The sequence below is a fragment of the Streptomyces sp. NPDC048211 genome (genome assembly GCF_043202315.1).
Lineage (GTDB): Bacteria > Actinomycetota > Actinomycetes > Streptomycetales > Streptomycetaceae > Streptomyces.
The window spans coordinates 543,863-562,376 of sequence record NZ_JBIDAD010000002.1 but is presented as its reverse complement, the minus strand read 5'-3'; the positions used below and the strand labels follow the sequence as shown (position 1 = coordinate 562,376).

Sequence of the window (18,514 nt, the reverse complement as noted above, 5' to 3'; positions counted from 1 at the left end):
TCCGACACGACCGCACCACCCAGTGATCTCAGCCCGGTCCCTCCTGCGTCGCTCCCCAGGCTGCCGCGCACAGGCGCTCGGCGACGGCCGCCGTGTATCGGGCGGCGGTGAGCCAGTAGGTGGCGAAGCCGTCGGTGTCGGCAGGGAGGAGCCGGCCGAAGAGGTCGCGATCGCGTCGGGCCGCCGAGGCGCACAGGGCGCCGAGGAGTCCGGCGGCCGTGGGGAGGCCCGCGCGGCGGATGCGGTGGGTCTCGGCGGTGACGTCGCCGAGCATGCCGAGGGCGCCGCGGCCCGCCGTCACCGCCTGTTCGACCCGGCGCTCCAGGAGGTAGAGGGGCGCGTGCGCGCCGTCCTCTCCGGGCTGTGGCGGGGCGAGGTGCACAGGGGCGGACGGGTCCGGGAGGTCGGCGCGGCGCAGGCGGTCGAGGCCGAGGTCGATCGTGCCCTCGCCAGTGGGGTGCGAACAGGCGAGAAGAGTGAGCCGGGGGTGTGGGGCGGGTACCAGGCGGCCGATGATCCGCAGCCGTGTGCCCGGCGCCGTGGCCAGCAGGGTCAGGTTGTCGCGGTGGGCCAGCGCGGAATCGTCGTCGGCGACGGTAAGCCGGACCTGTACGCCTCCCTCGCACAGCGCAAGCAGACAGGAGCCTCCCGACTCCCTTACGGCCCCGAGGAGTTCGACGTCCAGGAAGAGCAGGTCACTGCCTCCGCCCTCCGGGGCCGCGTAGCGGGAGGTCGACCGCAGCGCGCGGGCGGCCTGTTCGGACGGCGGCGTCTCCCACAGGACGCTGAGCGGCAGTTCCGTCCACGCCGCGCCCCGGGCGGTCACGGCCTTGACGCCCTTCCCGGCGCCCAGCCTGCCGTCCGGCGAGACCGTCGCCCCCGAGACCGCCAGGCCGGCCCGGCCCAGCTCCCGGTGGGTGAGCGCGCAGTCCCCCAGGCGCACAGCCCGGTCGGCGACGCCCAGGGCGCGCCCGACGCCGCCGGGTGCCACGTCACCGACCGTGCAGAGGCGGCCGTCCGTTCCGGCGACCCAGGTGCGGACGCCGCCGTGTCCCGAGTCGGTGACCACGGGTTCGGTGAACAGGCCGTACAGGCGCAGCGAGCCGTCCGAGCTGTACGGACGGCGCGCGCGGCCTCTGACCTCGACCAGCTCCGCCCCGGACGCCGCACCTACGCGGTGTGCGGTACCCATGAGTTCGGCCAGGGCCGTGACGAGGTCGGCGGTGCGGTACGAGGGGTCCCCGGTGCGGGCCGCCCGCAGCAGCGTGACGACGGACAGCGCGGCGCCCGAGGCGCGCGGCAGTTGCCGGAGCCGGGCGGTGTGCGCGGCACGGAGGAGGACGGACTGGGTGACGGCGCCTGCCCCGTCGACGCCGGCCTCCAGCACGGCGGCGGCTGCCGACCACAAGGCGTCGGCGGCGGCACGCTGGGCCTGGCTCGCCACCTCGGGCGGGGAGGCAGCGTCCGGAGTGGGCCCGAGGGTCGGCGTGGAGGCGGAGGTCGGTGTGGGGGTGGAGGTCGGCGTGGAGGTGGGGGTGGGGGTAGAGGTCGGGGTGGAAGTAGGGGGCGGTGTCGAGGTGACGGCCGGACGGTCGGCGAGGTCCCGTGCCGGGTCCGTTGCGGAGTCGGATTCGGGGGTCGCCCGGGCGGGCGGTTCGGCGGGCTCCGGCCCCGGGTCCGCCGTGGGGGCGGCGCAGGCGGCGGCTGCACGGTGGACGCATGCCGGGGCGAGGAGGCAGCCACACGTGATGGCGTCCGCCGTCGCCACCACACCGCCCGGGGCGTGCAGACGCAACTCGGTCTCGTCGTCGACCGCGATCGTCACCGTGTCCCCGTCGCGACGCGTCGGACGGACGCCGAGCTTGGTGACTGCCGCGTCCAGTCGTTTACGCAGGCGGGGCGAGAGGTTCTCCACCAGCGTGGCCGTGACTTCCGGCGCGACGGGTGGCAACCGGTCGGCACTCATGCGGTCTTCTCCCCTATCCAGCGGGCCAGTTCGAGTGGGCTGAGGGCGGCAACGGGCATACCGGCGGCAACAAGCTGCCCGGCGACGCCCGTCGAGTAGCGGGGCCGGCCTGCGTCATCGAGGCTCGCGCACCCGAGAACGTGACAGCCGGTGGCCACCAGAGCCCGCACCTCGGACAGCAGTCCGCCGAGCGGAGCCCCCTCCTCGAAGTCGCTGATGACGACGACGAGAGTGCGGGTGGGCACCGCGATCAGGCTGCGGGCGTGCCGCAGCCCGGCGGCGATGTGCGTGCCCCCGCCCACGCTCACCTCCAGCAGGAGGGAGAGGGGATCGTGCACATGGCCGGTGAGGTCGACGACCTCCGTGGAGAAGGCCAGGAAATGGGTGCTCAGCGTCGGCACCCCGGCGAGTACGGAGGCGGTCAGCGCGGACCAGATCGTGGACGCCTCCATGGATCCGGACACGTCGGTGACCAGGATCAGGCGCCAGTCGGCCGACCGGCGGCCGCGACTGCGGAACACCGGCTTCTCCGGGATCACCTGGACCGTTCCGTCGGCCGACCGGCGGGCGGTGGCCAGGTTGGCGCGCAGTGTGCGCGGCAGGTCCAGCCGGCCGCCGGGGCGGCGGGTGGGCCGGGCCAGCATCGTGCCGGTGAGGGCGGGCCGCAGCCGGGTGGCGAGCTGCCGGGTCAGTTCGTCGACCAGGCGGCGGACCAGGGGCCGGAGCGCCGCGAGGCGGGCTTCGGGGAGACCGCCGGCGTACCGCAGGATCGTCCGGAGCAGTTCCACGGAGGGGGTGACGGTGGCCGGGTCCAGTTCGGCGAGAACGTCCTGACGGCCTGTCGCGGCTGCGACGGCGAGAACCTCCTCGCGGATGCCGGGGCCGAACAGCGCGGCGAGTTCCTCGGACCAGTCGCGGACACCGGGGAACGACGGTTCGCGGCCGCCGCGTGATCCGGAGCCGGGGCCGGGACCGGGGAGGCCGCTGCGGGATCCCTCGCCGTGTCCCGCGCCGTAGAGCTCGTCCAGAGCGGTCGCCAGGCGGGCGGCGCCGGCCGGTAGTTGGTCCGGGCGCCTGCCGAGCACGAGCCGCCACCGGTCGGCGGGCGCGAGGGTCCGCGCGGGGGTGGCTTCGGTCGAGGGTTCGGCCGATGCGGCGGGTGCGGTCTCGGTGGAAGGTCCGGCGGGGCGGTCGGACAGGGGTGGGAACCGGTGGTCCTGCTCGGGCGGGGGCACCGGCAGACCGAGGCCGGTCAGGAGCTCCCGGGCCGCGAGGTCGGCAGCCGTACGGCGGGCCAGTTCGGCAGGATCGTCCGCGTCGAGGGTGCCCACCCGCTCGCCCAGCCGCTCCTCGACGGTGTCCAGCAACCGTTCCCGGGCGGCAGGGCTCAGGGTGTCGAAGCCACCGCGCAGGGCCGGAAGCCGGGACAGGAACGCGGTGTCGTCCAGCTCGACGACCCGGTGCAGCAACGGGTCCAGGGCCCCGACGCCGACGGTCAGGAGTGGGCCCGCCACCGTCAGGACACCGGTGAGGCGGGCAGTGAGCGCGGCCCGCGAGGTGCTGTCCACGGCCCCGTCCACCCAGGAGGCGACGCGCCCCCCGAAGGCCCCGGCCTCTTCGTGCCCCGTGAGCACCCTGACGGCTCCGGCGGCGGCGGCGATCAACGGGGTGCCGTCAGCGGCCAGCCGCGCGAGGGCCGCGGTGAGCCGGATGCCGCCCATCCGGTTGGCCCGCTGGGCCAGTTCGAGCAGCGCCCGGGCGTCCTCGGGCTCCTCGGATCCGGTCAGGCCGTCGACCTGGCGGACCGCTGCCGAGGTCAGGAGTTCGGCCGCGCGTGCGGTGCGGGTGGCACGGGCGGAGACGGTGGAGTCCGGGGCCGAGGCAGCGTCGGGCGCGGCCAGGCCCGGAAGGTGGCCGGCGTCCAGGCGATCCAGCAGGTCGAGCCCGGAGAGGAGTTCGGGCAGGGTACCGCTCGCCGGGAGTACGGCCGCCAGTTCGGTCAGCCGTTCGTCGGCCAGGGCGGGAAGCCCGCAGCCTGCGGCCTCCGTGAGGCCGCGGACGACCTGGGCGGCCGTCGGGCCGCCCTCCGCGCGCTCAGCCGCGTGCCGTTGCCGCAGCACACCCTCGGCCGCCTGGGCCGGGGTGACGCCGCGCGCCCCCGCTGCGGTGAGCATCGCAGCCGTCGCCGGGGTCCACCGCACCTGCCAGCGCGTCGTGATGCCTTCCGCGCCCGCTGCGCCGGTCACCTCCTGCTCCTGCGCGTAAGGGATGCCGCACACCGCGAGCCTGCGCAGCAGCAGCTCGCGGCGCCGGTCCAGGGTGGAGCGCGCCGGGTCGAGCCGGAGGTCGCGCGGTGTCTTCTCGTGCGCGTCCTCGGGGCCGGGAAGGGAGACCGCGGCGGTCTCGGCCTCGACTGCGGGGGCCAGTCCGCTGCGCGGTGCGGCGGGCGCGGGCCGTCCGGTGCGGGCCCCGACGAGTACGCCTTCGAGGGCCCGGGCCACGGCGCGGCCCGTGCCGTAGGTCTCGCCGCGCCCCAGCACCGTCTGCACGGCTTCCAGGAGTTCACCGCGGCCGGGGGCGGGCAGGTCGCGCAGGCGGGCCAGGTCACCGGCCACCCGGACGATCTCCCGGCCGTCCGCCGGACCGTAGGGGTGGCCCTGTGCGCGCAGTGCCGCGCAGATACGGACCGCGGTGCGGATCAGCGCCTCGTGCAGCGCGGCCGGGTCCCCGGCGGCGTCGAGGACGGTGTGCTGCCACTCCGGATCCCGGATGCCGGCCGGGTAGCCGGACCGTGAATCGAGCAGCGGATACGTGTACGGGACCAGGGAGACCGTGCAATCCGCCGCACCGGCCGCCCCGTTCACGCGGCTGTCCGCGCGGCTGTCCAGGAGGCTGTCCGTGCTGGGGTCGGACGCGGCGACGGGCGTGTCCCGGCTGTCCGGTGCGGAACCTGCGACTGCGGACGGCAGCAGTGCCGGGGTGTGGAAAGCTCCGACCACCACGGCCGGCCGCCGCCCGCTCGCCAGGGCCTCGGCGACATGCCCGCGCATCCATGCCTCGCGCACCAGGTCCGTGCGGTCCACCTCGCTCCGCGCCTCGGCCTCATGGCGCAGCGCCCAGCCGGTGAGCAGGGCGGCACGGCGGAGTGCCTCGGGTGTCGAACCGGGCGCGAGGGCCTCCACCAGCCGGTCCCACAGGTCGTCGCCGTCCCGGCCGGTGAGCCGGGACCGGAGCGCGGCGGACAGCCCGGACCCCGCCCCCGGCACGGGCGCGGGCGCGGAATCGGCGCCCGGGGCGGGGGCAGGGGTCCCAGGGACGGGGGAAAGGGTCGCCGGGGCGGGCGAAGGAGTCCCCGGACGGCCGCCCGCCCACGCCCGGTCGGCCAGCGGCAGATCGCAGGCCACGGCCGGGACCCCGTTGCGCGCAGCCCAGCGCAGAGCGACCAGCTCGGGCGAGAAGTCCGCGAACGGGTAGAAGGCCGGACCCCGTTCGCCTGTCGAGCCGGACCCCGGCCCGTCGGCGGGCACGGCGGCCAGCGCCACCGGGGCCTCTGTCTCCTCGTGAGCGAGCCAGCCCAGCCAGGGCTGGAACTCGGCGGGCAGTTCGACGAGGAGGACGTCGGGGGCCGCCGCGTCCAGCAGCGCCGGGAGTGCTGCCGCCAGCGAGGGCGCGTGGTGGCGCACCCCGATGAGGAACGGCAACCCGGGTCCGGTCGCCGCAAGAGCGGCCACCGCGGCTTCCGGCGTGGCCGGGCCGGCCGCCGAGCCCTGCGCCGGAAGGACGGCCTGCCCACCGGCCGTGGGCGGCACCTCCGCGATGGACCGCGTCCCGACGGGGGGCGGCACCTCGGCGGAGGACCCCGCATCAGCAGTGGCCGACACCTCGGCGGTGGCACCCGTCCCCACAGTGAACGGCGTCCCGGCAGTGGACCGTGACCCAGCGGTGAACAGCGTCCCGGCAGTGGACGGCACCTCCCCGACGGCCCCCGCCTCAGCAGTGGCCGGCACCTCGGCGGTGGCACCCGTCCCCGCAGTGAACGGCGTCCCGGCAGTGGACCGCGTCTCCGCGGTGGTCGACTCGCTCATCGGTCAGTTCTCCAGCACCGCGCGCAGGTCCCACAGGGCGCGCCAGGTGGCCGATCCCTGCTCCGCGCGCCGGCGGACCGGACCGTCCCAGTACCCCAGCAGCCGTGCCGCGTCGGCGGGGTCGTCCTTCCGGACGACGCCGAGCAGATGGCCGGGCAGGAGGGAGAGCACGTCCCGGTCGCCAGGGAAGTAGGCGGCGGCAAGCCCCAGGGCGCCCGCGACGGAGACCGCCTCCGCCGTGCTCATCACCGTGGAGGGGCGCTCGACCTCCCAGCCCTCCGCGGACCGGCCTTCACGGAGGTCCCGGAACGCGGTGACCAGGGTTTCGAGGACCGCGTCGTCCACCTGGTACGCGGCGCCGACGCGTTCGACGGCCGCCCGCGACTGGCTCCTCACGAGCGCCGTCTCGGCGTCCACGTCCCCGATGGGGCCCACGGTCTCGAAGTTGAAGCGCCGCTTCAGCGCGGCGGACATCTCCGAGACGCCCTTGTCCCGGAGGTTGGCGGTGGCGATGAGCGTGAACCCGGGGGCCGCGTGCATCTGGGCGCTCTCGCCGCCCGCGAGTTCGGGGACCGAGATCCGCCGCTCGGAGAGCAGTGACACGAGGGCGTCCTGGACCTCCGGCAGGCAGCGGGTGACCTCCTCGACGCGGGCGACGGCCCCCCGGGTCATGGCGGTGAGCACCGGGGAGGGCACCAGGGCCTGTTCGGTGGGGCCCTGGGCGAGCAGCAGCGCGTAGTTCCAGCCGTACTTGAGCTGGTCCTCGGTGGTGCCCGCGGTGCCCTGCACGGTCAGCGCGCTGGTTCCGCAGACGGCAGCCGACAGCAGCTCGGAGAGCATGGACTTCGCGGTGCCGGGTTCGCCCACGAGGAGGAGGCCGCGCTCTCCCGCGAGAGTGACCACACACCGTTCGACCAGGGCGCGCTCGCCGACGAACTTCTGCTCGATCACCAGGCGGGGCGGCACCCCGGCCGGGGGCAGGGCACTCTTCGGGAGGCTCAGTGCCTCGCCCGCGCTGCCCATCACGAAGGTGACGACAGCCCGCGGGGTGAGCAGCCAGCCGGGCGGGCGGGGTCCGGAGTCATGGGCGGCCAGGAAGGCCAGCTCGGTGGCGTACCGGTCCTCGGGCGGCGTGACCTGGCGGTGCTGCTCCCGTCCGGACGAGGTCGCCCGGTCCGGGGCACCGCCCGCGGACGTGCCGTCCATGGTGGTCGTGGTGTCGTTCGTCATCGGCGGCGGCCCTTCCGGGGTGCGCGGGTGTCCAGTTCCTCGAAGCCGGGGGCGTCGCCGCCGCGGACCCGTCCCCAGGCGGCTGCGAACAGCGCGGGAACGGGGAGGTAGGGCAGGGTCCGGGTGGTCCCTGCCACGGGGTACAGGTCTTCCTTCCACGTCTCCAGCGGGAGTCCGGGGGTACCGCGTTCGAGCCAGCCGCAGGGGAGGAACAGGGTGCGGCCGGCGCGGGAGCGCTTCGCCTCCACGACGAGGTCGGTGGCCGCGAGTTCCGCCCGGGCCTTCTTGACCCGCGCCGGCTTCCATCCGGTCCAGCGGACGCAGTTGCGGTCCGTCGGATCGGGAAGGGCCAGCAGCATCAGGTAGAGAGCGGCGGCGTCCGCGCTGAGGCCGAGGACATCGACGGCCTCGGCCACCAGGTCCGGCACCGTGCGCGTCGGGTCCTGGGCCGGGTGGTCCGCGGAGCCGTCGGGGGCGCCCGCCGAGGCCAACGCGTCCGTCTCCTCGCCCAGCAGTGCGCGCAGGGCGAGCACATCACCGGTGCGGTAGGGACCTGCGGTTCCCTCGACGAGGCCGAACGCCGGGTCGTCGGGGCCTGCCAGGCCGGCCGGGCGCAGCAGCACCTTCTCGCTGGTGCCGTGGCCGGGGGCGAGGAGCAGCGCCGTGCCGGCCCGGACCAGACCGTCGGCGTCGGCACCGCCGGACTCGGGGAGCCCGTGGGCGGCGCGGACCACGGGGCCCATCGACTCCCCCGACTCGGTCCAGTCCAGACCGAGGTCAAGCACCAGGCGCGGGTCGGTGAGACGGTCGCGCAGGGCCGCGAGCCCGACGGGGAGGTGCGCCCGGAGCGGGTGCCCGTGCGGGAGTGTGTAGGCAAGGGTGCGCAACGCGGTCAGGGCCGAGGAGACCGCACCGCGTGCGCTCACCCGGCGCAGGCCGGGGCGGCCTGTGCCGTCCTCGACATCGGTTCCGTGGCCGAGCCAGGTGCGGGAGCCCGCGTTGAGGATCAGGTCGACAGCGCCCGCGGTGGTGCCCGACAGGTCGAGGTCCAGTTCCTCGGGTACACGGACGAGGGAGGCCAGGCGCTCCTGCCAGACCTCGGCGGCGGCCCGGACATCGGGGCCCGTCGACCAGAGCTCGGCCGGGTCCTCGGGCAGCAGTGCCCGGAGCAGGGCGTGCCGGTCGTCGTGGGGAAGTGCGTCGAGCCTCGCCTGAGCCGCCTCGAAGGTACGTGTCTTCACCCCGAGCAGCGTGAGCGCGTCGGCGCCGGGCTCCTCGACGGCTGCGGACAGCAGGGCGGTGGACTGGAGGGGACCGATTCCGGTGGCCGTGTGGAACGCTTCGGCGGCCTCCGGGCGCCAGGGCGCCGGGCCCTGCTCCCGTACCAGCGTGGTGAGCCGGGTGAGCCGGTCGCGGGCGATGCCGTGCCGGTGCACGTGCTCGTGGTCCAGGGTGAATCCGGGGACGGGGCCGAAGGCGCCGGTCGGATCGTGGTCCAGGGCGAGCCAGCGTGCCGCGTCGTTCAGGGAGTTCCGGCCCCGGCCGGCGAGGATCACGACGGTGCGGTCCCCCCTGCGGAGCACCTGGCCGAGGCGGTGCACGGCCTCGGGGCGTCCCGGCCCGGTCGCCCCTGCGGGGATCGGTTCGACGAGCTCCACCTCCCGGACCGTTCCCGCCGGGTCGGCCAGCGGGCCCGCGGCGAGGGTCTCCAGGAACACGAGGAGCCCGGTGCGGTGCTCGGGGGAGGTGGCCGCCGAGGCAGCCCGGTAGGCCAGTTCGGGCAGATTGTCGAGGAGGGAGGTCCAGGTCAAGGAGTCGCCGGGCACGGTGTACTCGTCCCGCTGCCAGCCGTCCACGGAGGTGAACGGGACCTTGGACATGAGGGGCGGGCCGAATGCGGGCTCGCCGCCGAGCACGTGGTTGACGGCGAGGATCTGCCGGACCACGGTCCACCGGCGCCCGGCTCCCCACCAGCCGCCGCGCATCCGCGCGGAGTTCCAGGCAGAGGCGGTCTGCAGCGTCGTGTCGTCGCCGTGCTCGGGCTCGTGATCGAAGAACATGCCCTGGGTGCGCGCGGTGTTGCGGGGCGTGGCCGGCTCCGCGGGCTTGGGCGGTTCCAGGTACTGGGCGGCTGCGACGGCCCGGTCCACCGCGCTCCGGACGAGCGCGGTGACGCCCGTGAGGAGCCGTGTGTCGGACACCTCGGGCAGCACCCGGGCGAGGGCCTCCTCGCTCATCTCCCGCGATGAGGGGCCGGTGTACTCCTTGACGGCGCGGAACGCCTCCAGGTGCTGGGCGACCGCGGCAGCTACCTCCTTGAACAGCTCTCCCGCCCGGGAGTCCGTCAGGTTCCGCAGGGCGTTCGAGCCCCGCTCGTCCCTCGGGCGCAGGGCGTGCCAGTAGGAGACGGGAGGCACGTAGGGGGTGCCCGCCGCGCCGTTCCCTCCGGAGTTGCCGGGGGTGACGGACCACAGGCTGCCACCGGTGCCGTCCGTGTCGGCCGGGTGTGCTTCGACGGAGCGGTAGTGCAGGGCCGCGACCGGCCGTGAACCGCCGGGCAGCGTGAGGGCGCCGAGCAGCAACGGTGTGTCGCCCCCGGGCAGCGGGTACGGCAGGCTGACCGTGTGGCCGTCGGGAGTGCCGGCGACGATCCGGTGCCCTTCGGCGGGGTCGGCCGTGCCGGGCTCGGTGACCGTGCGGCGGACCCAGCGGCCGAGGACCGTGCCGTCCGTGCCGAACGGGGTGGTCTCCAGGCCGGGCTGGAGCGGCAGCACCTGGCAGTGCTCGGTGAGCAGCCGGGTGCCGTCCCGCACCCCGGAACGGAGGAAGGCGGGGAGGGACGCGCGGCCGTGCGTACCGCTTGCCGGGTCGTACTCCAGCCACACCCGCTGTGTGCCCTGGTGGCCCTCCCGCCAGAGAACGGTTCCGTCGGAGACGACGGCACGCTGGGGCGGGAGGGAGGTGTCGCCCGCGTGGAGGGTCTTGCCACCGGTGGCGCGGCCGCCGCCGGGCAGCGGCAGGGAGACCTCGTCGGAGGGGCCGGAGCCGCCCCAGCGGGGAATCTGCTCGCCGCCGACGGTGAACACCTCGGCGGGGCGGTGGGACCAGTAGCCGCGCACCTTGCCGTCCTCCCACCAGATGACCATCAACTCACCGTCGACGTAACGGAAAGCGAGCTGGCGCCAGTGGTCGACGGTGGCGGGCAGCCGCAGGGTGTGCTGCAGCAGAACGCCTTCCGGGCCGACGACGACGGCCCGTTCGGACGTGCTCAGGATGAGCGCGGGCCAGGCATCGGTGACACCGACGTCGTTCGAGCGGTGGCGCTGCTGACTCGTGGCGGCCGCGGCCTCGGCGGCCAGTTCGGCGTAGGTCTCGTCGAGGGCGGGCCAGCCCAGCTCGTCGAGAACGCCCGTACGCAGAGTGGAGGCGAGCAGCGGTACGACGTCGTGGCTCCTGAGGAGTCGCACGGCTTCCGGGGCGACGTCCGCAACCACGGCGCGGAACGCCGAAAGTTGGTGGAGAGCGCGCTGCAGCCCGGGGAGTCCTCGTGCGGCCGCGTACTCCTCGGCGCGTTCGGTCAGCCACTCCCCCAGGATCACGGAGAGCACCGGGTGCGCCGCCAGCTTCGCCATGCCGGCGTCGCTCAGCCGCTGACCGTGTCCGGAGCCGAGGCCGCCGACGTTCCGGCTCAGGAGGGCGCGGAAGAAAGGCCGTTCGGCGACGGCGGTGAGGTCCCGCGCGCCGGGTACGACGTCGATGAGCCAGGGGCCGACCGGAAGGCCGGGGGCGTGCGCGGTGCCCGTGTCCTCCTCGGCCGGCTCGGCGACGGGGACGCCGGAGGCCAGGCAGAGGTCGAGAAGGTCCAGATCGGCGTTGCGCTGCCACCGGCCCTGGAACAGTTCGACGGGGTGCCCGTCGGCGCGCAGCCGGTCCGCCATCCGGGCGGCCAGGTCAAGGGTCTGCGGGCTGCGGCCCGCGGTGGCCCGGTGACGCCGTCGGTGCGCCTCCCAGCGGGCGAGCCAGTCCGCCGGGGAGACGGAGGCGACGGAGGGAACGGTCATGTCGGCGGGAGCGTCGTCCGACGGGTCCGGGAGTACGGTCAGCAGGTCCTCGGCTCCGGATTCGGCCAGCAGCGCGAGCCAGCCGCGTTCGCCGTCGGTGTCCCGGCCGCCCTCGCTGAAGGTCTCCGGGAAGAAGCCCAGGAGCCGGGCCCGCACGGTCGCGTCACGTCGCGCGAGGGCGACGAGCCCGGAGCGGTAGGCCGCCCAGAACGAGGCGGGGGCACGGACGACCCCCGGGGAGCCGATCAGATCGGCCACCAGCTCGCGTTCGGCGGCTTCGCGGTCCAGCCCGGCGGCCTTGACCAGGGCGCGGACATCCTGCGGCAGCGCCGCGTACGGCGGCATTCCGGCCGCGCAGCGCTCGACCAGCAGACGGCGGAACTGCGCCCAGGCGTCCGCCGGTGCGAGCCGGGCCACCAGGTCCCGCACGTACTGCCGCAGTGCCTTGACGGTCAGCGCGCCGGCGAAGGCGAACTCCAGGAAGACGGCCCGCTGCCGGTCCTCGTCGACGACCAGCCCGTGCACCCGCTCGGCCTCGCGGGCCTTGCCGAAGAAGGAGGCGGCGTAGGTGGTGTTCTCGGCCTGGAGGAAGAGGCGTGCCACCTGCTCGTAGTAGGTGGGGAGGAAGTGGGGCACGGCCCGGCCGAGCCGGGTGCCGAGTTCGTCGAAGCCCTCCTTGGCCGCTCCGGCGCGGGTCACGGCCTGTCGGCCCAGCCGCTCGATGTCCTTGACCAGGGCCAGGGCGTGGTGCCCGTTGGCCGGGTCGTTGACCAGTGCCCAGGCCGGGAAGCCCAGCGTCTCGCGGCGCACCTGGCCCACCACGGGGGCCTCGGCGGTCCGGGCCAGTCCGAGGAACTCCAGGGCCAGGTCCTCGGCTTCGCCGAGGGTGCCGGGCACGAGCCGGACCACCCGGCGGTCTCCGAGGGCGTGGTGCGTGTAGGTGCGAGCGGTCAGCGCGTCGACGTCGTCCCGGCCGGTGGTGCCGGCCGGAAGGATCGCGCCCGCGTCCAGCAGGGCTGCCGCGCGGGACTCGGCGGCAGAGGCGGGAGTGCGCTCGGCGCGGGCCTGGGCGGGGAGAAACGCCTCGCCCGCTGCCGTCGTGTCCGCTCCGGTGTCCGTCGTCGTGGTGCTCATGCCGCCCGCTCCTCGTCCGCCACGTCGCGGCCGGCGTAGAGCGCCGCCGCCATGCGCATGCCCTCGGACCACGCGACGGGGCCGACCTCGGCGGCCGTCAGCGCGCGCCCCGAAGGGTCGGTCCAGCCCAGGGGGCCGGTTTCGGTGTCGTACGCGTCGTATCCGTCGTGCTCACCGATCCAGATGCGCGCCTCGACGGTGGCGCCGTCCTCGACGACCGGACAGACCGCGTATCCGCCGCGCGACCGGTACCCGAGCTGGGTGACGCGGCCGTGCAGGAAGCGCAGTTCCTTGAAGACGCCGCCGGCGTAGGTGTCCACGGAGGTGGTGTCCGGACCGAGGCCCGGCGGGCGGCGCCACACCTCGCGGAACAGCTGCTCGACGTTCTGGCTCACTCCCAGTTCGACCGCGAACTCCCGCAGTTCGTCGAGATCGTCGAGGAGGACGGGGTGGGGGACGCTGACGACGTCCGGGGTGATGCGGACCGTATCGCCGTCCAGGTCGACGAGACCGAGACCGCGTTCGGGATCGACGTCGCGCAGGAACCCGGCGACACCACCGTCCGCGCCGGTGACCACCACGTCCCGCAGGGCTGCCTGCCACGCCGGGTCGGGCCAGACCCGGGCGAGCACGGCCGTGGGGACGGGCAGCGAACGCACCATCCACTGCTCGACGTCAGTCAGGCACTGGTGTTCGTGGCGCTCCAGCCACTCGGTCAACTGCCGGAGCCCGACGACCGCCGGGTCGTCCTTCACCTTGGCCGGAACGGACTTCAGCCGCCGGCCCTTCCCGTTGCGGCAGACCACCTTGCCCGCCTCCAGGGCGACTTCGTAGTCGCCCGCCGGAACCCACCCCATGCGCTGTTCTCCCCGATGTTCCGGACGGCCGCCGAGCCGGCGGCACGCTGATGAAACCCGCCCACGGCAACGCACCGTAACGAGTGGAAGAGACTCTAGGCGGCCCCACTGACAATGAGTTCCGGCCCCCTGTGCTCCGTCGTACGGGCCCGCGCCCCACAAGGGAGCGCCCGGCCGTGCCCCCTCTCGCCGAGGTCTGCGGGGCCGGGGAACACTCGCCGACGCAGTCGGCGAAAGACCGGCGCGCCCCGCCGGTTCCTCCTCTGCGGCGGGACCTTCACTCGTGCCGCCGCTGAGCGTGGTACTTCATCCGGCCCGGGCGACCCCAGCCGTCCGCCCCAGCCCGACCTGCCGACCCGAGCCGCCCGGCCGGCTCCACCCGTCGCATCGACGCCCTCTCGGGCAGTACGCCGGATTCCGTGATGCCGTAGCTTCTCGCGTGCGCGCTTCCGGATCGGTGGCGTGGTCGATGAAGGGAGTGACCGATGGCGTCCGACGGAGCCGCCCTCGACGGAGTGCTGACCCGGCTCGTCCCGGTGACCGAGGACGATCTGGACCTGCTGGCCCAATGGTTCGCCTCCCCGGACTTCGTCGAGCACTGGGACGGCGTACCGAAATCCCGTGACGAGGTGGCCGAGAAGTACATCGGGCGGCGCCGGCCGCGAGTGGAGTCTTTCCTCGTACTCGCGCAGGGCACACCGGTGGGGTACGCGCAGTACTGGCACGCCGGGGTGGACGAAGGCGGCATCGACATGGTGCTGGGGCCGGACGCGCGAGGCCGGGGCCTGGGGCCGGATGCCGCTCGCGCGCTCCTTGCGCACCTGGGCGGAAGTCTCGGCTGGCGGCGCGTCACCGTCGATCCCGTGCGGGAGAACCTGCGGGCGGTGCGCGCCTGGGAGAAGGCCGGCTTCCGGCCGGTGTCGAGCGAGGACGAACACCTCATCATGGAGTTCGGATTTCCCGAGGGCCGCCAGGGCTGACCGCAGATTCCGGGGGTACGGTCCCGCGCCCGCCCGCCTTCACACCGTCAGCCAGCCCCGCAGCGCCGCCTGCACCCCGGCCTGGAATCGGGTCTCCGCGTTCAGGGCCTGCATCAGGCGGGTGATGCGGCGGCGGACCGTGTGCACGTGGATGTCGAGGCGCCGGGCCATCGCCTCGTCCTTGAGGCCGGAGGCGAGCATGGTCAGCAGTTCCCGGTCCTCGTCCGTGATCCGGTCGTGCGTGACGGACCCGATGGGGACGGCCCGCTCCCAGACCGACTCGAACAGCGGCACCAGCGCGTTGCTGAGGAGTGCGTCGCTCACCACCAGGGCCGAGGCCGTCGGGTCCGCCGCGTCGGTCGGCGGCAGCAGGGTCACCCGCCGGTCCACCGTGATCAGTTTCGTCGGCAGGTCCGTTCCCACCCGTATCTGTACGCCGTCAACGGCCAGATCACCCAGGCCCCGGGCGCGCCCCGGAAAGCTCAGCCCCTCGCGGTCCACGGCGACGCGCACCCGCACCCCGCGACGGACGGGTTCGGCCACGTCGAGGGGCGCGGGCATCCCGTCGGGCTGACTCGCCGCGTAGGGGGGCCGGTCCAGGAGTGCCACCTCCTCGCTCGCCGACACCAGCAGCGAGGCCACGCGCGCGGCGATCGCCGCCCCGCCGCGGACCGTCTCGATTCCGGTGGCGCGGGGGGTGTTCACGGAGTTCAGCAGCTGGGCTGCGATCCGGTCGACGGAGCCGGTCAGCTCCTCCAGCTCCGCGGATCTGTGCAGAACCTCGGCCTGCCGCAGATGAATCAGGTTACGCAGCGCGGTGGACGGAGCTACGGCAGTGGGCAACCCGGCCGTGCCTCGGGCCGGGTGAGTGAAGTGGTGGTCGGCCAGACGGTCGAGCGCGTTCGTCACCCGGCGGACGGTCAGCCCCAGAGCCTGCGCGAGAGCGGTGCGGGAGGCGTGCTCGGATGCGTCGAGCAGCGCTTCGTACACCCGGAGTTCGTCCGCTCCGAGCCCGAGCGCCTGCCATTGCGTGTCCCACCCAGTCAGCCCCACTGGCTGGATTCTCGCCTGTCAATGCAGGCCACACAAGTGTGGACGTCCACAAGTGCACACCCGGAACGCATTGTTCACACCCCTGTTCCGGTACTTGCATGTCCGCATCCGATATCCGTTCATGCAGCAGTGGCACCGGAGGGGCACCGTGCGGAGTTCAGCACGCAAGAGATCAGCCAGAGCAGGACAGGGGTCCGGCAGCAAGCTCGTCGGCCAGGGCATAGCCGCAGTGCTGGCCGCCGCAGGTCTGTTGGTGAGCGCGATACCGGCCGCTCACGCGGACACTGCCACCGCGTCCGCCGCGTCCGAGGTGACGCCGGGCGCCGAGACCGAGACTCCGTCGCTCGTCACCGATCTGCACGAGTCGGTGACCGCCACCGGCAGCGCCGCCGACGCCGCGCGCAGCCACCTGAAGGCGAAGAAGAGCCGGTACCACATCGCCGACCCGGCGGGGGACCTGAAGGTCGTCGACACCCAGGTCGAGGGCGGGCGCGAGACCGTGCGCCTCCAGCAGAAGTACAAGGGTGTCACGGTCATGGGCGGCGAGTACGTCGTCCGGATGGAGAAGAAGTCCGGCAAGCGAGCCGTCACCGGCACCTCCGGCAAGTTCTTCACCGAGCTCAAGCTCGACTCGGTCGCCCCGAAGATCTCCGAGAAGACCGCCATCGAGCGGGCGGTCAGTGCCGTCTCCACCCAGCTGAGCGGCGGCCTGCTCCGTGCCCCCGCCAAGGGCGAGAAGCCGGGTGAGCACAAGCTCACCGGCACCGCCTCGGGCGTCACGATCCTCCCGCAGGGCGCCGGCGTCCTCACCCGGCAGATCACCGTCACCGGCATCAGCCCGGTCGACGGGCAGCCGGTGAAGCAGCAGGTCTACATCGACGCGCACTCCGGCTTCGCGGTCATGCAGTACAGCGACATCAAGACGTTCGGCGCGACGGGCACCACGACCCCGGCCGACGCCGGCGCGACGGGTGCGGCGCCCCAGGAAACCCTCCCCTCCGGCGACGAACTCGTCGTCAAGGGCACCGGCACTCGCTACAACGGCGAGAAGACGGAGGTGAACCTGTACAGGAACACCAAGGGCATCTACGAGATGATCGACTACAGCAAGCGGGCCGCGGACTCGCCGTTCGAGGGCCCCATGCTGCAGACCTACGACGCCCGCGGGCGCGAGGCCGCGGCCGCCTCCGGCCCCACCCACTGGCCCACCGGCATCAAGACCTTCCAGTCGGACACCACCGACCTCGGTGAGGACTTCACCAACTCCGGCGCGATCGACGCCCACTGGGCGGCCGGCAAGGTCTACGACTACTACAAGAACCACTTCGACCGGAACAGCCTCGACGACAAGGACGGGTTCATCTACTCCCTGGTCGGCGTCGTTTCCCAAGGCCAGCCGTACAACAACGCCTTCTGGGACGGTTCCAAGATGGTGTACGGCCAGGGCGGCGGTGACTACCGCACCTTCTCCGCGGACACCGACGTCGTCGGCCACGAGATGACGCACGGCGTCGTCGAGCACACCGCGAACCTGGTCTACGCGGGCCAGTCCGGCGCCATGAACGAGGCGCTCGCCGACTACTTCGGCAACGCGATCGACCTCGAGGCCAACCACGTCTCGATGGACGACCCGGACGCCGGTCTGCTCGGTGAGGACCTCTGCACCACGCTCAGCCCGCGCGACTGTGCCCTGCGCGACCTCAACGACGGTGCCACCACGTCGAAGAACTTCATCGGCGCCACCTACGGCGGCGACAACGGCGGGGTGCACCTCAACTCCACCATCTTCTCCGGCGCGCTGTGGGACATGCGTCAGGACCTCGGCGGCGAGCTCGCCGACCAGATCGTCTACCGCGCCCTGTCCGCGTACATGACCCCCCTCGACGGCTTCACCGAGGGCCGCGCCGCGGTCATCGCCGCCGCGAAGGAGCTGGGCGTCACCAAGGCCCAGCTGAACACCGTGAAGAAGTCGTTCGATGCACACGGCATCGTCCCGGGCTGGGAAAAGGCTCTCGGCGTCGACACCGACACGATCCTGAACAAGGTCAACATCGCCGGCACCGGCGTGGGCGCGGCCGGCGGCAAGTACGCCGTCTCCCGCTCCAACGAGGACGGCAGCGAGCCGTACTCGGTGTGGCTGGGCAACACGACCGGCAAGGGTCAGCCGCAGCTGATGAGCGCCAACAACGGCGACTACAACGTCTACGCGAACACCGACGGCAAGACGGTGGTGTGGGCCGACTACAGCAGCAGCGGCATCTACATCATGGCGCGCCCGGTCAAGGGCGGCCCCGCCAAGGTGGTCGACGGCATCGGCAGCGACATCAGCGGCCTCGTCGTGGACGGCGACTGGATCGCGTACACCGCCGTCAACCCGCAGTTCGGGGTCACGAACGTCCGGTACGCCAACATGAAGACCGGTGAGACCGGTCTGGTCGACGGCGGCCGTCCCTACAACGTCTCGGGCCTGCCCTCCATCAAGGACGGCAAGATCGCCTACGTCAAGCTGGCCCCTGACGCCAGCGGCAACTTCCAGCTCGGCGCCGAGGTATTCGACGCGGCGACCGGCACCAAGACGCAGATGCCCGTCCCCGACAGCGTCATGGGCGTCGGCCAGACCGCGATCACCGACGACGGTGTCTTCTGGATCGAGGACAACGACGCCACCGACTCCGGCAAGGCCGCGGTGCGCCGCGCGAACCTCGACGGCTCTAACCCGGTCACCGTCACCCCGGAGGCGGGCGAAGGCTCCCTCTACGCCTACACGCTGACGGCCTCGAACGACGCGGTCAGCATCACGGCCACCCCGCCGGCCACGTGGTGGGCCAACGACACGATGGCGAAGCTGTACCAGGTCGCACCCGACGGCAAGGGCGGTGCGCAGCGTATGTCCTGCAACCGCGGCGAGCAGGCGTTCGGTGTGGCCGACGAGGGCCAGCGCGTCCTGTGGCTGGACGGCACGACCGGCTACACGAACCTGGTGAAGCGCGACCGCCCGGCCGGCAGGTGCTGATCGGGACCTGAAACCAGCGGGAGAGGCGGCCGGGCTTTGGGGAGCCCGGCCGCCTCTCCTGATGTGCTCTGCCGGTAGCGTGCCGCCCCCGGCCGGCCGCCGCCCCGTCTGCGCCTGATCCGTTCGGAGTAGCTC

General features: G+C 73.6%; 8 protein-coding genes. 2 read left to right on the top strand and 6 right to left on the bottom strand.

Annotated elements, in window-relative coordinates; genetic code table 11:
- Positions 1 to 28: 28 nt before the first annotated feature.
- Genes ACGFZA_RS09285 through ACGFZA_RS09265 form a run of 5 tightly spaced genes read right to left on the bottom strand, consistent with a single transcriptional unit; the run spans position 29 to position 13,333 of the window.
- Positions 29 to 1,966 (bottom strand): hypothetical protein, encoded by a 1,938-nt coding sequence (locus ACGFZA_RS09285; protein WP_393678472.1) that lies wholly within the window; start codon positions 1,964 to 1,966, stop codon positions 29 to 31.
- A complete protein-coding gene (locus tag ACGFZA_RS09280; RefSeq protein ID WP_393678470.1) occupies positions 1,963 to 6,051 on the bottom strand; it encodes a DUF5682 family protein in 4,089 nt (1,362 codons plus the stop codon). Before ACGFZA_RS09280 ends, ACGFZA_RS09285 begins: the two co-directional genes overlap by 4 nt.
- 3 nt (positions 6,052 to 6,054) lie before the next feature.
- A complete protein-coding gene (locus tag ACGFZA_RS09275; protein ID WP_393678468.1) occupies positions 6,055 to 7,281 on the bottom strand; it encodes an AAA family ATPase in 1,227 nt (408 codons plus the stop codon).
- The gene (locus ACGFZA_RS09270) at positions 7,278 to 12,476 is read right to left on the bottom strand and encodes a hypothetical protein (RefSeq protein WP_393678466.1); all 5,199 of its coding nucleotides are present in this window, start codon (positions 12,474 to 12,476) and stop codon (positions 7,278 to 7,280) included. Before ACGFZA_RS09270 ends, ACGFZA_RS09275 begins: the two co-directional genes overlap by 4 nt.
- Positions 12,473 to 13,333: a DUF4132 domain-containing protein gene (locus tag ACGFZA_RS09265; protein ID WP_393678464.1), complete on the bottom strand. Its 861-nt coding sequence runs from the start codon at positions 13,331 to 13,333 to the stop codon at positions 12,473 to 12,475. Before ACGFZA_RS09265 ends, ACGFZA_RS09270 begins: the two co-directional genes overlap by 4 nt.
- A 485-nt stretch (positions 13,334 to 13,818) precedes the next feature.
- On the opposite strand from ACGFZA_RS09265, the gene ACGFZA_RS09260 reads away from it, so the two are divergent.
- Positions 13,819 to 14,313 (top strand): GNAT family N-acetyltransferase, encoded by a 495-nt coding sequence (locus tag ACGFZA_RS09260; protein ID WP_393678462.1) that lies wholly within the window; start codon positions 13,819 to 13,821, stop codon positions 14,311 to 14,313.
- A gap of 39 nt (positions 14,314 to 14,352) precedes the next feature.
- On the opposite strand, the gene ACGFZA_RS09255 is transcribed toward ACGFZA_RS09260, so the two are convergent.
- A complete protein-coding gene (locus ACGFZA_RS09255) occupies positions 14,353 to 15,366 on the bottom strand; it encodes a LuxR family transcriptional regulator (protein ID WP_393678460.1) in 1,014 nt (337 codons plus the stop codon).
- Between the two features lie 148 nt (positions 15,367 to 15,514).
- Here ACGFZA_RS09255 and ACGFZA_RS09250 point away from each other — a divergent pair, with 148 nt between their 5' ends.
- On the top strand, positions 15,515 to 18,379 hold the full coding sequence (locus ACGFZA_RS09250; protein ID WP_393678458.1) for a M4 family metallopeptidase: 2,865 nt from the start codon (positions 15,515 to 15,517) through the stop codon (positions 18,377 to 18,379).
- Positions 18,380 to 18,514: the final 135 nt, after the last annotated feature.

Excerpts from the sequence above, each read along its gene's own strand:
- ACGFZA_RS09265 (WP_393678464.1), bottom strand. The coding sequence starts at position 13,333 with ATGGGGTGGGTTCCGGCGGGCGACTACGAAGTCGCCCTGGAGGCGGGC.
- ACGFZA_RS09280 (WP_393678470.1), bottom strand. The coding sequence starts at position 6,051 with ATGAGCGAGTCGACCACCGCGGAGACGCGGTCCACTGCCGGGACGCCG.
- ACGFZA_RS09260 (WP_393678462.1), top strand. The coding sequence starts at position 13,819 with ATGGCGTCCGACGGAGCCGCCCTCGACGGAGTGCTGACCCGGCTCGTC.
- ACGFZA_RS09270 (WP_393678466.1), bottom strand. The coding sequence starts at position 12,476 with ATGAGCACCACGACGACGGACACCGGAGCGGACACGACGGCAGCGGGC.
- ACGFZA_RS09285 (WP_393678472.1), bottom strand. The coding sequence starts at position 1,966 with ATGAGTGCCGACCGGTTGCCACCCGTCGCGCCGGAAGTCACGGCCACG.
- ACGFZA_RS09275 (WP_393678468.1), bottom strand. The coding sequence starts at position 7,281 with ATGACGAACGACACCACGACCACCATGGACGGCACGTCCGCGGGCGGT.